The organism is Dorea sp. BIOML-A1 (assembly GCF_009875615.1).
GTDB classification, from domain to species: Bacteria; Bacillota; Clostridia; order Lachnospirales; family Lachnospiraceae; genus Dorea_A; species Dorea_A amylophila.
Map to the genome: position 1 here is coordinate 26,431 of NZ_WWSA01000026.1, position 16,012 is coordinate 42,442.

The following is a 16,012-nucleotide window of genomic DNA, read 5'->3' on the forward strand; positions in this document are numbered from 1 at the left end:
AAATTTGAGTTCTTTTTTAGTTCATAAGAATAATAATTGATGAGAAACAAGATTATAAAGAAGTTGGTGTTTATGATGCTCAGGACATTCAAAAGAAAATTAACGAGCAATGCTTGCAGATGAATCCGGTTGTACGGCCGCTTATTACAGTTGTGGAGAAGGAAAATAAAAAATTTGTTTCTGCTGAAATTCCCGGAATAGATTTGGCAGACAGACCTTGCTATTATCAAGGACGTGGAAGGTTGAAGGGGTCCTATACCCGTATTGGGGATAGTGATGAACCGATGACAGAATACGAAATATATAGTTATGAAGCATATAGAAGAAAATATCAAGACGATATCCGTGAGGTTCCGAGAGTAACATTAATGTCATTGGATCAGGAAGAACTGAATCGTTATGTTGAACTGTTAAAGAGAGGAAAACAAAGATTAGCAACACTTGATAATGAAAGTATTTATGAACTTATGAGCATAAAGCGAGGAGAGAAAGTAACGCTTAGTGCGACTTTGCTTTTTAGTCCATATCCACAGGCATATTTTCCACAATTGTGTATTACGGCAATTGTAATTCCTGGGAGAACAATAGGAAGTCTTGGCGACATGGGGGAAAGATTCTCGGATAATCAGAGAATAGAAGGAACAATTCCGGAAATGTTGGATGAGGCATTATTATTTGTGAAACGCAATATGCGGACAAAGACAATTATAAGTCCGACAACCGGACGAAGAACTGACAGAACAGACTATCCAATAACAGCGGTTAGAGAAGCTATTATAAATGCATTAGTACATCGTGATTATAGTATTCATACAGAAGGAATGCCGATTCAACTTATAATGTTTGAAGACAGGATTGAAATACATAATCCAGGTGGATTATATGGAAGAATCACTATTGACCAATTAGGAAAAATTCAACCGGATACAAGAAATCCGGTACTTGCATCGGCACTTGAAACATTGGGAATAATAGAAAACAGGTATTCGGGAATTCCAACAATCCGGATGGAAATGGAGAAATATAACTTAAGACAGCCAGAATTCTTGGATGAAAGAGGAAGTTTTATTGTAAAACTATATAAAGAATCAAAGAATGATTATGAAGATATGTCAAATGATGAAGAAACAAATAATTTAATAGTATTTTGTAAAACACCGCGTACAAGAAAGGAAATTTGTGATTATCTGGGGTTAAATTCTGTTACTTATGCTATACAGACGTATGTAAATCCATTAGTAGAAGCTGGCGTAATTAAGTTGAGTATTCCAGATAAGCCAAAGAGTCCAAAACAGTTATATTATAGCGGAGAAAGAGAAAAATGAGAGAAGACCAATTCCTGCGGCAGCGTCTGCAGAAAGAAATCCCGATTGAGATTTCACCTGTTTTAAGAGATTTAATAACTGTTATATTTTGTTATTAAATTCTCCGCAAACCCTTGAAAATCTTTGTGTGAATCCTCTATTTCGGACAGGAGATAATTTGACAGGAAATTTCAAAGAAGAGTATAATACATATTAAGACATTTTGAATCGGCATGTGTCCGGAAGAAGCTGTCACTGGCAGGTTCTCTGTATTATAAGCAGGTTCGAAATAGACGCTATGGGGGAAAATAATTTGGAAAAAAAACTGACAATAAATGATATAGCCCAGATGTCCGGTGTGGCAAAAAGTACTGTATCAAGATATCTGAACGGGGGAAGCGTCAAAGATGCAACGGCCCAGAAGATAAAAAAAATCATCGAAGAAAATAATTATGAGCCGAATCTGTTTGCAAGGCTGAATGCAAAAGAGAGCCGGATCATAGGACTTACGGTACCTGGATTTAACTCGGTAACAACACCGAGACTTGTAGAAGTAATCGTTGCCTATCTTAAGAAAAATGATTATACACCTCTTATCATGCATACGGAAAATGATATCGAAGAAGAAATACGCTGTATCGAACGGCTGAAGAATATGAATGTAGATGGAATTATGGTTCTTGCGACGGGAAGCACAAAAGAATACGAAGAAGCAGTAAAGAAGTTAAAAATTCCAATCCTGTTTCTTGGACAACGCTTCCCGGGAGAGAATTCTGTCATTAATGATGATTACAATGCAGGATATGCGTTGGGTAATTATATCGGACAACGTAAGTTCAAGGAGATTTATATGCTCTGGGTACCTGAAGATGACCCGGCAGTAGGAGGAGAACGACGCCATGGAGTGATCGATGGACTTATGTCCTGTGAGAAAAAGCCAAAAGAAGTCATAGAGACAACGTTCTTTTATGAAAATGCAATTGAAAATGTACAGAAATTTGTAGATCATATGAAGACACCGGCGGCAGTCGTATGCGCAACAGACCGTATCGCATTTGGCGTGTACAAAGTAATGTCAGAGAAAGGTATACGGATACCGGAAGAAGTATCCGTGGTAGGATTTGGCGATTACGAAGCAGGAGAACTGTTACAGCCGCCACTTACGACGGTAAAATTTGACTGGAAGAACTGGGGGGAGATCAGTGCTGAGTCGATGATCCAGATGATTTTAGGAAAGCCGGTAAGCCCGCTTCAGGTCAACCCGTATGAAATTATAGAAAGAAAAAGTGTAAAAGAGAACTGAGAATCAGGAGGATCTGTCAATTTGACAGATCTGCTTTTGTGCAATATAGACAAATTTAGATATCAATTTTTGGAACCGTTTCCAAAAATGAAATTGCAGTGACGTTTTGTGTTGACATACAAAAGCTGATGTATATAATAAAAACATAGGAACGGAACCGGTTCCAAAACAAAACAATACAAGGAGAAGAGAAATGGGAAAGAACAATGAGTATCTGGAAATATCAAAACAGATCGTAGCCAATATTGGTGGAATGGATAATATCCAGGGAACAGCACACTGTGCAACCAGACTCAGGATCGTATTGAAAGATAATGATCTTGCAGATATTGAAAAACTGGAAGATATCGACAAAGTAAAAGGTGCGTTCATAGCAGGTAATCAGTTACAGCTGATCCTTGGAGCTGGAACAGTGAATGATGTATATGAGGTATTTGCCGAGTATACGAATACACAGAATATGTCACTGGGAGATCTGAAGGAAGAAAGTGCGAAGAGGCAGAATCCACTTCAGGCAGTGATCAAAGCGTTATCTGATGTATTTATCGGAATCATGCCGGCACTTCTTGCAGCAGCCCTTCTGATGGGAATTACAAGCGTCCTTGGCGGACTTGAAGTAGTAAAGACACATGATACCTTATATGCGATCAACCGGCTGGTAAGTCTTGCGTCTACAGGTATCTTTGCAATCCTTCCAATGGCAGTATGCTATTCAGCCGTAAAAAGATTTGGCGGGAATCCGGTTCTTGGTATGGTAATCGGAGCAATCATGTTAGACAGTTCTCTTGCCAATGCTTACCAGGCTGCACAGGGAACCGTTGATATAGAAGTTATCCGTCTGTTCGGACTGAAGATTGAGATGGTAGGATTCCAGGGAGGAATCATCATCGCGCTTATGATGGGATTTGTAGTTGCGAAACTGGATAAATTCTTCAATAAGGTAATTCCGGATGTAATCAAGCTTCTGGTTGCACCAATGCTGACAGTATTTATCTCTACGGTATTACTTTTTACACTTGTAGGTCCGGCAGGACGAATTCTTTCTAATGGAATCACAGACGGACTGATGTGGAGTACAGAACATCTGGGAGCATTCGGGTATGCGTTATTTGCCGGAGTTCAGCAGATCGTAGTTATCACAGGTCTTCATCACATTATCGGTGCGGTAGAAGCACAGCTTATTGCATCGACAGGAACAAACTTTTTAAATCCACTGATGTCTGTAGCTTTATTTGGACAAAGTGGTGCGGTACTTGGTTATCTTTCCCTGAACTGGAAGAACTTAAAAGCCAGAGAGCTTTGTATTCCAAGTTTCTGCTCGACATTATTTGGTATCAGTGAACCGGCAATCTTCGGAGTAAACTTACGTTACAAGTTTCCACTGATCGGTGGATGTATCGGTGGTGCAGTTGCAGGTGCATATGTATACTATTCAAAGCTTACTGCTCTTGGATTCGGTACAACTGCACTTCCTGGAATGGCAATTGCTAATCCGGCACATCACGGGTACATTAACTACATCATTGCACATGCAATCGCGATTATGATTGGATTTGTATGTACAGTCATCTTTGGAAAAATGTGGTCAGCACCGGATAAGAATAAAAATGACAAAAAGAACGATACAAAAGAAAATGATACAACAAAGGCAGTTATTACAGAAGAGCCTGGTGCAGTCTATGCAGCAGCAGAGGGAACAGTAAAAGATATCGAAGCATCGACAGATCCGACATTTGCAAACAAGGTACTTGGAGACGGTGTCGTTATCTTTCCGGAAGACGGAACCGTTATGGCACCATGTAAGGCAACCGTATCACTCGTATATCCAACCGGACATGCAATCGGACTTACAACTGCAGATGGAGCAGAGATCCTGATTCACTGCGGGGTAGATACCGTCAATATGAACGGTGAAGGATTTGAGACACTTGTAAAAGAAGGACAGGAAGTAACAGCAGAAGAAGCACTTATCAGATTTGACATCGACCTGGTGAAGAAGCATGGATACTCTCCGGAGATTCTTGTTATCTTCACAGAGCTTCCGGAAGGAAAGACCATCAAAACAGAAGAAAAACATATTGCAAAAAATGATAAGATGGCTGAAATCGTGTAAGGATAAGGTGGACAGGAACAGATGAACAAAGAGACATATTTAACAGAATATCCGAAGCATGAAAGTATGAGGGAGAATGTAAAAAAAGATAAAAACAGACTTCACTTTCATATGATGCCGCCGACAGGCTGGATGAATGATCCGAATGGTCTGTGTGAATTTCAGGGTGTGAATCATATTTATTTCCAATATACACCATTTCTTGCCGGATGGGGAACGAAGCTTTGGGGACATTACACAACAAAGGATTGGATTCATTATAAAGAAGAAGAGCCGTTCCTTTATCCGGACGAAGAATGGGACAGAGACGGTGTATATAGCGGATCAGCCTATACCTGTGAAGATGGAATTCACTATTTTTACACAGGAAATGTAAAACTCTGGGATAAAGATTATGATTATATCATGAATGGACGGGAACAGAATACGATTCACGTATTCAGTCCGGATGGAAAGAATATTGCATACAAGAAGCTTGTAATGACCAATGATGATTATCCGGTGAATATGTCCAAGCATGTCAGAGATCCAAAAATCTATAAAAAAGACGGCCGTTATTATATGATCCAGGGAGGCCGTGATGCGGAATCTTATGGCTGTGCACTTTTGTTTTGTTCCGACGATCTGGAACACTGGAAATGGTACGATACAGTGCGGACAGCAAAGCCATTTGGTTATATGTGGGAATGCCCGGATCTGTTCGAGATTGACGGCCAGCAGATTATGACATGCTGTCCACAGGGAGTAGATCAGAAGGGATATGATTACCAGAATGTGTACCAGTGTGGATATTTTCCGGTAGAGTTTGACCTGAAGAACAAATCATACAGCTTTGGAAAATTTCAGGAATTTGACAAAGGATTTGACATCTATGCGACACAGACATTTGCAGATGAAGCGGGTAGAAGAATCCTGATTGGCTGGATGGGGATTCCGGATGCAGATTATGATAATGATGCAACGGTTGCATATGACTGGATCCATGCACTTACCATGCCAAGAGAACTGGAATGGAAAGATGGAAAGATCTTACAGCATCCATTAAAGGAGATGAAAGATCTGCGTAAAAATGCATTTACCTGCGAACTGGAAGCATTTACAAAGTGGGCGCCTGCGGACTGCTGTTTTGAACTGAGACTTGACGTGGAAGAAGCAAAAAATCTGGAGCTTAAGCTTCGTGAAGATGTTACAATAAGCTGGAAGGACGGGCTTTTTACCTTATCGATGGGAGAAAGCGGACGTGGAAGAAAGCAGCGCTTTGCTAAGGTGGAAGAGCTTTCGGATATTACCATCTTTTCGGATACATCAGCCATTGAGATATTCATTAATAACGGGGAAACGGTTCTGACAACAAGAGTATATAGTGAACATCTTGAACAGAAAGTAGAGCTTGTATCCAGAGAGGTAAAGGGAAGCGTTCATGGATATGAACTTGGATCATTCGAGGTTGAATATAAAAAATAGATTCCGGACTGCATAAGATATAACAGGTGAATATACGGAAAAGAAAATAAAAATGTGGACAGGTTCCTGAAAAAAGAGGTGCCAGTCCACATTTTTTATACCATAGTATGCAAGAGATGCTGTCAGTGGCAAGTTTTATGTATTGCCATGCATTTGTAAGAAGTAGCAGGTGGCAAGTTTTTTGTATCTGACTTTGTACTAGCATATTAGCAAAGAGAAAATTGCAAAATGTATAAAACAGAGATATTTGAATCATCCCAGGGATAATTACAGTAAGTTCAAGTGTCGGGCGAAGAATATTGTTCATTATGTATGCCCCCTTTCAAATAAGAAATATATAAAAGCTTTCTCTCATGCGTTTATTTTAACATAAAGCAGATAGACAAACTACGGGGCGGATTTACAATTCGTGCTATTTTTTGACTATTCGTGACAGAGCGATTGAAAACGAGAAGTGTTTTTTTATAATAAAAGCAGTAGATGACAAAGGCTGGAAAAAGGAGGAAAGTATAAATGAAAGGAAGAAAAATACTATTAGCGTTTATTATATCTGCAATTACGCTCACATCGGGATGTGCAAATGGTACATCAAAGACAGAGGAGGCAAAATCAGAGCAGAAGACAACAGAAGAAAATGGAGTTGTTCCAATTAAGCCGATTACGGCAAAAGCAATTGATGATAATCCATATATGGCAAAGAGTGATGCCAATGTTCATCAGGACTGTTATAATTCAGATACGACAGATGAAGTATTACCGGTTGATATTTATCCGGAGATTAATGTTTCTTATGAAAAAGTAAATCCAAATGCATCTCCGGCGGTATTTTTTGATACATATGGACATGCTGTTGTTCCATTTCAAGGAGGACTGGCTATCCGTGATATTAATGCGGATGAAACACAGACAGAAGGTTATTTTTCACCGGCAAAGCATGATGGCGGAGGATATGTGATACAAAGCTCATATTCATTTGTAGATGAGAGCAATCGCCTGGTATGTCCGACAAGCAACAACCACGTGCTTATGTTGAAAGCAACAGATGATGCGGGAAATGTCCTTCCGGAATTTGAAAAAGTGCTGGATATTGATATTAAAGCAGCGGCAGAAGAAATTACAGGGAAAACATTGGATCAGAACTTATTATCTGTAGTTTTTGACTATGAAGGAAATTTATGGTTTGCTACAGGCGGTTTCCGTATTTATCCGGAACGTAAACAGCAAGGTGCAATGGGATACATTTCAAGGGCAGCAATTGATGCCATCTTAAAGGGAGAACATGTTGATCTGAAAGAATCTACATTTGTATATGAATTGGAGCCTGGCGAAGGTGCAGAGAATGGAATTGCATCGTCAAAGGAAGGTGCAGTTATATTAACGAATCAAAATTGTTATTTATTAAATGCAAAAGATGGTGTACAGGTGCAGTGGTGTACCCCATATGAAAGCGTGGGAGCGAAAGACAGCAAAGAGGGAGATGAAACTACAGGCGGAGGTCTTGCCTGGGGAGGTGGATGTTCACCATCTCTGACAAGCAAATTAGTTATGTTTACAGATAATCAGGATCCGGTAAATCTGTTGGCATTAGATATGAAGACCGGGAAAATAGTGGCAAGCATGCCGGTAATCGATGAGCTTCCGGAAAATATGCAGGTGTCGGTAGAAAATTCAGCAATGGTATATGATAACGGAGAAGGTACAGTCAGCACAATCGTATGTAACTGGTTTGGAGCCGGAAGTGCTAAACTTGCGGACGCAGACAACGATTCTTCTATACAGACCTATGAAAATATTTACGATGTAAACTGGTTGAAGAAGGGAAATAAGATGGTTGTGCCGGGAGTAGAGCGTGTCGATACCATTAAGACAAAGGACGGATACGAAATGAAGAGTATCTGGTGCAGAAACGATATCCGTGATACATCTATGATGAAGCTTTCTACAGCGACAGGTTATATCTATGGTTATGTTCAGGATCTGGAAAGTGGCATGTGGCAATTCATCATGTTAGATTTTGAAACAGGAGAAACAGCATTTACAATGGATGTCTCAGATAAACCGGGATACAACAATATGGCAATCGGCATGTATGCAGGAAATAGTGGAAATACATTATATTGCCCGACAGGATATCTGGAGCTCTTAAGATTGCAGGACAGATTTGTTTATCTGCCGGAGATGCCTTATCGAAAAGTAGATTTAGACAAGGCAAAGAGAAATGTACTAACACAAGAAGAATTTACAGAAGCCGGCGGGAAAGGAAATGTTGCAGGCTGGCTGAATACGATTACAGTAGAAAATGTACATCCAAATACTACTGTGGCAATACGAATGAAAGGAATTGCAGGAAAAGCAGATACATTTACATTATATGCATATGATAAAGAGAATAAATTAAAAGAAGTTCCTGCAGAGTTATGGCATATTCAGGAAGAAGATGGAACATTGCCGGATAAACTTACAGAGGATACATTATATGAAGTGCATGTTATGGTAGAAGATGGAGGAGAATTTGATCTTAGTGATACAGAAAAAGAAATTAAGATAGCAGTTATTCTCGGAAATAAATGATTTGTTTTTAAGAAAATCACCTGAGTTGTATATCACAAGGCTCCGTTCTAAAAAAGAATGGAGCTTTTTAAAACTAATGCAAAGCAAACACCCCAAAAATTTAACAAAAGTTAACAAGAATTCTCCTTCCTCTATAGGTGGGAGATGAATTGCAGAAAAAGAAGATAGAACACTTGTTCTGTAATGCAAAGTGTGGTATACTACAATCAGTCGAAAGGATAGAAAGGACTGACTATATGGACAAAATGGATCAAATGCACATTCAGTATATTTGATGTATTATCATCTGATCATGGTTGTAAAATACCGAAGAAAAGTAATAGATGATCCGATTTCGGAACGTGCAAAAGAGATCTGGGAACGTATTGCACCTGATTATGGAATCACACTGGAAGAATGGAATCATGATGTTGATCATGTGCATGTTATGTTTCGAGCACAGCCAAAATCAGAACTCAGTAAATTTATCAATGCGTATAAAAGTGCAAGCAGTCGTTTGTTAAAAAAGGAATATCCACAGATCAGGGAAAGACTTTGGAAGGAAGCATTCTGGAGTCAAAGTTTCTGCCTGTTGACAGCGGGTGGTGCACCGATTGATGTTATCCGTAATTATATCGAGACGCAGGGAGAGAAAAAAAGATGAATATAGCTTACCATTTTCGTATATATCCAAACAGAGAGCAGGAAGTTCTGCTCGCAAAAACATTTGGCTGCTGTCGTTTTTTATATAATCAGATGTTGAATGATAAGATACGGGAATATGAAGCAACGAAAAAAATGCTGCGAAATACACCGGCGATGTATAAAAAAGCATATCCATTTTTGAAAGAAGTGGATTCCCTGGCACTTGCAAATGTGCAGATGCATCTGGAAAAGGCATATAAGAATTTTTTCAGGGATCCAAAGATTGGCTTTCCAAAATTCAAATCAAAACACAGGAGCCGAAAAAGCTATACGACAAATGTGGTCAATGGAAATATTCAGGTAGAAGATCATCAGATAAAACTACCGAAGTTGAAATGGATCCGTATGAAAAAACATCGTGATATTCCAGAAAAATATTGCCTGAAATCTGTAACAATAAGTATGGAACCATCTGGAAAGTATTATGCAAGTCTATTATATGAAAAAAATGACTGTGAAAACCAAGCAGAAGAATTAGATTATGAAGACGCAAAGATACTAGGAATTGATTATGCAATGCATGGAATGGCTGTGTTTTCTGAAGATATACAGAAGGAAAATGAAGGATACTTCAGAAAAAGTGAGGAGCGGCTGGCAAGGGAACAAAGAAAGTTATTCCATTGCGTGAAAGGAAGCAATAATTATTACCGACAGAAAAAACGTGTTGCATTATGTCATGAAAAAATCCGAAATCAGAGGAAAGATTTCTTACATAAGCTGAGTCATGAAATGGCAGAGACATATGATGTTGTTGCAGTAGAAGATATTGATATGAAAGCAATGAGCCAGTGTATGCATTTTGGGAAAAGTGTCATGGATAACGGTTACGGAAAGTTTCGGGAATTGCTGGAATATAAGCTGACATGGAGAGGAAAGAAATTGGTACGTGTAGACCGTTTTTTCCCTTCCAGTAAAAAATGCTGTAAATGTGGTAGTGTAAAGAAAGAACTGAAACTTTCGGACAGAGTATATTTTTGTACATGTGGAAATCGGATAGACCGGGATCTGAATGCGGCAATCAATATACGTGAAGAAGCACGCCGCATGTTGTTAGCAGGATAAATGGGAAGTGTCTGTATCCAGACAATGAAAATATCCCATAACTGGGTAAAAATGAATCGCGGGGCACGCGAGGATAGCTTGTAGATACTTGGCTCAGTAGAGCCATTGAGCAAGAAGCCCTCACTTCAAAATCTGTGATTTAAGTGGTGGGAGCATGTCACCCTAAAATGGAATTATTATGATGAGTAATTATATGAGGAACAAAAATGAACATACAAATTTTCGGAACCAAGAAAAGCTTCGACAGCAAAAAAGCTGAACGATTTTTCAAAGAGCGCGGAATTAAGTACCAGTTCGTAGATATGAAAGAAAAAGGTCTGAGTAAAGGTGAATTCAATTCGGTATGCCAGGCTGTCGGAGGATATGAAAAACTGATCGATCAGGAGTGCAAGGATAAAGATCTGCTTGCGTTGATTACTTATCTTGCAGAGGAAGATAAAGCAGAAAAGATTCTGGAAAATCAAAAGGTGATCAAGACACCGATTGTGCGTAACGGGAAACAGGCAACAGTAGGATATCAGCCAGATATCTGGAAAAACTGGAAATAAAAGAGTATAAAGAAAGTAAAAAAGGAACTCAAAAATAATAACAAATAAATTTGAGATTAAGGAAAGAATACTGAGTGAGAAGATGATAGATTACAACCGAGAAGACCAATTCCTGCGGCAGCGCCTGCAGAAAGAAATCCCGATTTTACGGGCATTAATACAAAATCTATATGAAGAAATGGACAGAAAACTCCATTTAAACGGGGCAAAAGTACCGATAACATTTGGATATGATACGGACACACTGGGATCTTACACTAGACGAAGTGCACATGAAAAAGAGCATTTTCATTTTTCGCTGTTGTTTATTGCATATGGTGTGAAGAATCCGCTGTCCAAAGAGGATCGCATAGATTTATTCAAACACGAATACGCCCATTACATGCAGTACAATATGCAGATTCCCGAAAAGTATAAATGGCAGGCGGGAACGCACGGAAGTGCGTGGAAATACTGCTGTTCTCTTATCGGAGCGGCGCCGACGCCGTATTATAAGGCGGGAGAAGCGCTTATGAATCATGATTATGATAAGGTATTAAAGAAAAGAATTCATGATAAATCCGTGCCGGTCCGGGATACTTATCAGCAACTGAAGACTGCACAGAAGAAAAAGGATGAAGTGGTACAGTATAAGCTTGGCGATGCGGTGACACATCCGAAATTCGGACATGGAATTGTGGAGAAGATTAATCAGAGATCTGGCGGGGTGCATTTACATATCCGGTTTGATGGGGAAGTGAAGTGTATTGATCAGAAATGGCTGTCGCGGAAGAAGTATATGTGAAAAGATTCAGTAAAAACAAATAAGCAAGGTAGTGAAGTATCTGAAGAGGATAAACGTACACGAAGAACGTTAGAAGATGAGATGACATTTTTCGTGTGCGTAAATTTATATATTGACATACTATCAAAGTGATACTATCATAAAGATAATAATATAGGACGAAAAAAGAAAGAGGTAGTAATCATGCGGAAAAAATCAGAAATGCAAAAGGCTAACGAAGAATTTGTAAAGACTTACGATGATTCAAAATATCCAAAACCATCCGTGACTGCAGATATCGTCATTTTCGGAATGTTTGATAAAGAAGAAGATAATTACAGAAAAATAGCCGAGAAAGAGTTAAAGGTACTTTTAATCCAGAGAGGTGCGGCACCATATGAAGGCTGTTATGCCCTTCCCGGTGGATTCGTTGGTTCGAATGAAACCATCGGCGAAGCCGCAGAACGTGAATTAAAAGAAGAGACAAACTGCAACTGTAATTTCCTGGAACAGTTCGGTACCTACAGCAATCCAAACCGTGATCCGAGAAGATGGGTGATCAGCAATGGATTCATGGCGCTTGTTAATGCTGGACACGAAATAATCCAGGCAGGAGATGATGCTTCGGATGCAAAGTGGTTTGATGTGTCATTTCAGGAAGAAGCCGGTATATGGAATCTGTGTCTGACACATGGGGATGAGAAGCTTCATGCAAGATTAGAAGAGACAACTTCGAAGTGGGATGTAAAGAAGAAATTCAAGACGATAGAAAGTGATGACCTTGCATTTGACCACGAGCTGATTCTTGCAGATGCAATCGTACAGCTTCGCAAGTGGATTACGGAGACGCATATAGCGTTCCGGCTTTTACCGGAGAAGTTTACACTGAGAGAATTGCAGCAGATTCATGAGACGGTGCTGGATACGAAGCTTCTGGTTCCGGCATTTCGAAGAAAAGTGGCTGATCTGGTAGAAGATACCGGGGAGATGACTGGGGATGCCGGGCATAGACCGGCGAAGTTGTATCGGGAGAGAAGATAAGTTACAGTAGAAGGAGAAGTATATATGCATGCAAATGATGAAGATGGATAGATCAGAGGATTTAAGTGTGGGAAATGCAGATTGAGTATTACGATGCCTGTAAGTTCTGTACAACCAATAGAATTTGTAAAAAAGTCCGGTATGCAGTATGAAAACCTGAAAGGGGACTTTATCGTCCGGGATGGAATATCCCCTTCGGGAAAATATGAACAGGAAGTGATTTTATGAAATGGAGAAAATCCTTATACGACATAATCGAAGTAGCCGATGAACAAAATACACTAAGCAAGCTATATGACTGGATGATGATGATCGTCATAGTAGTAAGTATTATTCCGCTTGCCGTTAGAAACGCAAATGAACTTACGCAAATGTTAGATTTTGTTACGGTTATTATATTTATCATAGACTATATTCTAAGATTATTAACGGCGGACCTGAAATTGAAAAAAGGAAAGAAATCATTTGCCGAATATCCGTTTACACCAATGGCGGTAATCGATTTGGTATCGATCCTTCCATCAGTAACGCTTTTGAACAGCAGCCTGAAGTTATTAAGGCTCTTCCGGTTGTTCAGAACTTTCCGGGTATTCCGAGTATTTAAAGTGATCAGATATTCTAAGAGTATTAATATCATTATCAATGTATTCAAAAAGCAGAGAGAGGCGTTGCTGGTAGTAGGCGGATTGGCGATAGGATACATAGTGATCTCGGCACTGATCATGTTTAATGTAGAACCGGCAACATTTCCAAGCTTTTTTGATGCGGTATACTGGGCGACCGTTTCGCTGACTACGGTTGGATATGGAGATATCTATGCCGTTTCAACGATTGGTAAGGTGATTACGATGTTATCGTCGGTATTTGGAATTGCAATTGTGGCATTGCCGGCAGGCATTGTTACAGCCGGGTATATGGAAGAGATTAATAAAGATGAATCTTTGTAATTTAGGAGAATTGCAGATGGAAAATAAAGAGAAAAAGCAAATGCTTACAACGGAGCTAACAAAAGAAAAGAGCGGCGGGAGTGCCGGGATGATTCAGGATATTACAATAAACGGAATCAAACTACATCTCGCTCAGAACGGAACCGGCGGCCCGGTCATCTTCTGGGGCATGTATTCACATCAGCCGAACGAAGTAGAACATCTGTGGGAGTCTTTACTGGAACTTGTGCCGGAACAAAATTTCCTGCTCGTCGCATTTCAGGTGGAAGACTGGAATCGGGATTTTTCGCCTTGGGAAGCAGCGGCGGTATTCGGAAAGGAAGGCTTCGCCGGACAAGGTCTGAAGACGTTGAGATGGCTGACAGAGGAATGTGTGCCACATATTGACCGGACTTTTGGTGTGAAGGACAGGGAACATTGGCTGATGGGCTATTCGCTTGCCGGATTATTCGCGCTATGGGCAGCTTATGAAAGTGACGTGTTTTCTGGAATTGTATGCTGTTCGGGTTCGTTGTGGTTCCCAGACTGGGATCATTATGTGAGGGATCATATGATTCAGAGTAAATGTAGCGTGTATCTGAGTCTTGGCGGGAAAGAAGAGAAGACGAAGAACAAAGTAATGGCAGCGGTCGGTGACAGGATCAGGGCGCAGGAAGGGCTGTTACAGGAGGACTCGATGGTGGAATCCGTGGTTTTAGAGTGGAATGCGGGAGGGCATTTTGCAGATACGGGGAAAAGGCTGGCTAAGGGTGTGAAATGGATGTTTGGAGTGAAAAGTGGCTTATAATATAAGTTGAGGGTGTTAAGGTTTCATGGTATCATAATCAGTATAGAGGTAGATTAGAAGGTGTAATATATGGGAAGATTTGTGAATCCGGATAACAGTGCATTTCAAGTAGCACTGAATTCAAAAATCTATATAGATAAAACGGGCTTAATTGCCTGCATGAATGATGTACTGGACTCAACAGACGGATATATTTGCAATAGTCGTCCACGCCGGTTTGGAAAATCATATGCGGCGAATATGCTTGCAGCATACTATAGCAAAGGTGCAGATTCGGAAGAGATGTTTTTTGATCTTGAGATAGGAAAAACAGAAGATTTTAAGAAGCATCTTAATAAATATGATGTGATCCATATAGATGTACAATGGTTTCTGACCAATTGTGAAGAAGCAGAAAATGTTGTAGCATATATTACCAGGATAGTATTGGATGAATTGAGGGAAATTTATCCGGAAATTTTGTCTGAGGATGTAAGATCTTTGCCGGATGGGCTTTCACGGGTTAAGGATAAGACAGGACAGAAATTTATTATTATCATTGATGAATGGGATGTGCTTATCCGGGATGAGTCGGCAAATAAGAAAGTACAGGATGAATATATCCGTTTCCTGAGAAGTATGTTCAAGGGAACGGAACCTACGAAATATATCCAGCTCGCCTATCTTACAGGAATTTTACCGATAAAAAAAGAAAGAACACAATCGGCACTTAATAATTTCCGTGAATATTCGATGCTGAATGCGGGACCACTGGCCTCTTATATTGGATTCACAGAGGAAGAAGTAAAAGAACTTTGTGAGGAATATAAAAAGGATTTTTCAGAGGTGAAGCGCTGGTATGATGGCTATCAATTAGGAAAATATCATGTCTATAATCCAAACGCAGTCGTAAATCTGATGACCGATGGAAATTTTCATAGTTACTGGTCTGGAACGGCTTCCTATGATTCGATCGTTCCATTGATTAATATGGATTTTGATGGATTAAAGACTGCAATTATTGAAATGTTGTCGGGGGCAGCGGTTGAAGTGGACGTTGCTTCATTTCAGAATGACATTGCGAATATTGTGAATAAGGACGATGTCCTGACGTATCTGATTCATATGGGTTACTTGGGATATTCGGGTGCTTCCAGGATGGCGTTTGTACCGAACGAGGAGATCCGGCAGGAACTGATTCGTGCGACGCGGAGAAAACGATGGAACGAGATGTTACTTTTCCAGCAGGAATCCGAATTGTTATTAGATGCAACGTTAGATATGGATGGTGAAGCGGTTGCAGAACGGATAGAAAAAATACATGAGGAATATGCATCAACAATTTAGAAGACGAAGTAAAAAGTATACGCAAGAGAATTGAAGAGTTGAAAAAGATTGGATGGCTTAATACTAATGATACAGAATTGAACAGAGCCAGACAGGACG

General features: G+C 39.9%; 12 protein-coding genes and 1 pseudogene. All 13 read left to right on the forward strand.

The annotated features are described in order from the left end of the window. The first annotated feature begins 119 nt into the window (after positions 1-119). Complete coding sequence (locus GT508_RS10455; protein WP_243144106.1) at positions 120-1,325, forward strand: ATP-binding protein; 1,206 nt, start codon at positions 120-122, stop codon at positions 1,323-1,325. Between the two features lie 292 nt (positions 1,326-1,617). Beyond that, on the forward strand, positions 1,618-2,607 hold the full coding sequence (locus GT508_RS10460; RefSeq protein ID WP_227097101.1) for a LacI family DNA-binding transcriptional regulator: 990 nt from the start codon (positions 1,618-1,620) through the stop codon (positions 2,605-2,607). Positions 2,608-2,800: 193 nt separating this feature from the next. Further along, positions 2,801-4,720 carry a PTS beta-glucoside transporter subunit IIBCA gene (locus GT508_RS10465; RefSeq protein ID WP_055283136.1) on the forward strand — a complete coding sequence of 640 codons (1,920 nt, stop codon included), beginning with the start codon at positions 2,801-2,803 and terminating at the stop codon, positions 4,718-4,720. Positions 4,721-4,741: 21 nt separating this feature from the next. Further along, positions 4,742-6,184, forward strand: a complete 1,443-nt coding sequence (locus GT508_RS10470; RefSeq protein ID WP_006427688.1) for a glycoside hydrolase family 32 protein — start codon at positions 4,742-4,744, stop codon at positions 6,182-6,184. 513 nt (positions 6,185-6,697) lie between these two features. Continuing rightward, positions 6,698-8,755, forward strand: coding sequence for a hypothetical protein (locus tag GT508_RS10475; RefSeq protein WP_161144177.1), 2,058 nt, complete (start codon positions 6,698-6,700; stop codon positions 8,753-8,755). Between the two features lie 274 nt (positions 8,756-9,029). Continuing rightward, positions 9,030-9,398, forward strand: coding sequence for an IS200/IS605 family transposase (gene tnpA, locus GT508_RS10480; RefSeq protein WP_144099900.1), 369 nt, complete (start codon positions 9,030-9,032; stop codon positions 9,396-9,398). Further along, positions 9,395-10,501, forward strand: coding sequence for an RNA-guided endonuclease TnpB family protein (locus tag GT508_RS10485; protein WP_161144178.1), 1,107 nt, complete (start codon positions 9,395-9,397; stop codon positions 10,499-10,501). Before tnpA ends, GT508_RS10485 begins: the two co-directional genes overlap by 4 nt. Positions 10,502-10,707: 206 nt before the next feature. Further along, complete coding sequence (locus tag GT508_RS10490) at positions 10,708-11,049, forward strand: arsenate reductase family protein (RefSeq protein WP_055182302.1); 342 nt, start codon at positions 10,708-10,710, stop codon at positions 11,047-11,049. An 82-nt stretch (positions 11,050-11,131) separates the two neighbouring features. Beyond that, positions 11,132-11,833, forward strand: coding sequence for a hypothetical protein (locus GT508_RS10495; protein ID WP_161144179.1), 702 nt, complete (start codon positions 11,132-11,134; stop codon positions 11,831-11,833). Positions 11,834-12,016: 183 nt separating this feature from the next. Beyond that, a complete protein-coding gene (locus GT508_RS10500) occupies positions 12,017-12,853 on the forward strand; it encodes an NUDIX hydrolase (protein ID WP_144099902.1) in 837 nt (278 codons plus the stop codon). A 224-nt stretch (positions 12,854-13,077) separates the two neighbouring features. Then, entirely contained in the window at positions 13,078-13,800 is a 723-nt protein-coding gene (locus tag GT508_RS10505; protein WP_117598304.1) for an ion transporter, read from the forward strand. A 16-nt stretch (positions 13,801-13,816) separates the two neighbouring features. Next, positions 13,817-14,587 carry an alpha/beta hydrolase gene (locus GT508_RS10510; protein ID WP_227097102.1) on the forward strand — a complete coding sequence of 257 codons (771 nt, stop codon included), beginning with the start codon at positions 13,817-13,819 and terminating at the stop codon, positions 14,585-14,587. Positions 14,588-14,656: 69 nt separating this feature from the next. Further along, positions 14,657-15,910: pseudogene (locus GT508_RS10515) on the forward strand (AAA family ATPase); the annotation flags it as partial. Between the last annotated feature and the right edge of the window lie 102 nt (positions 15,911-16,012).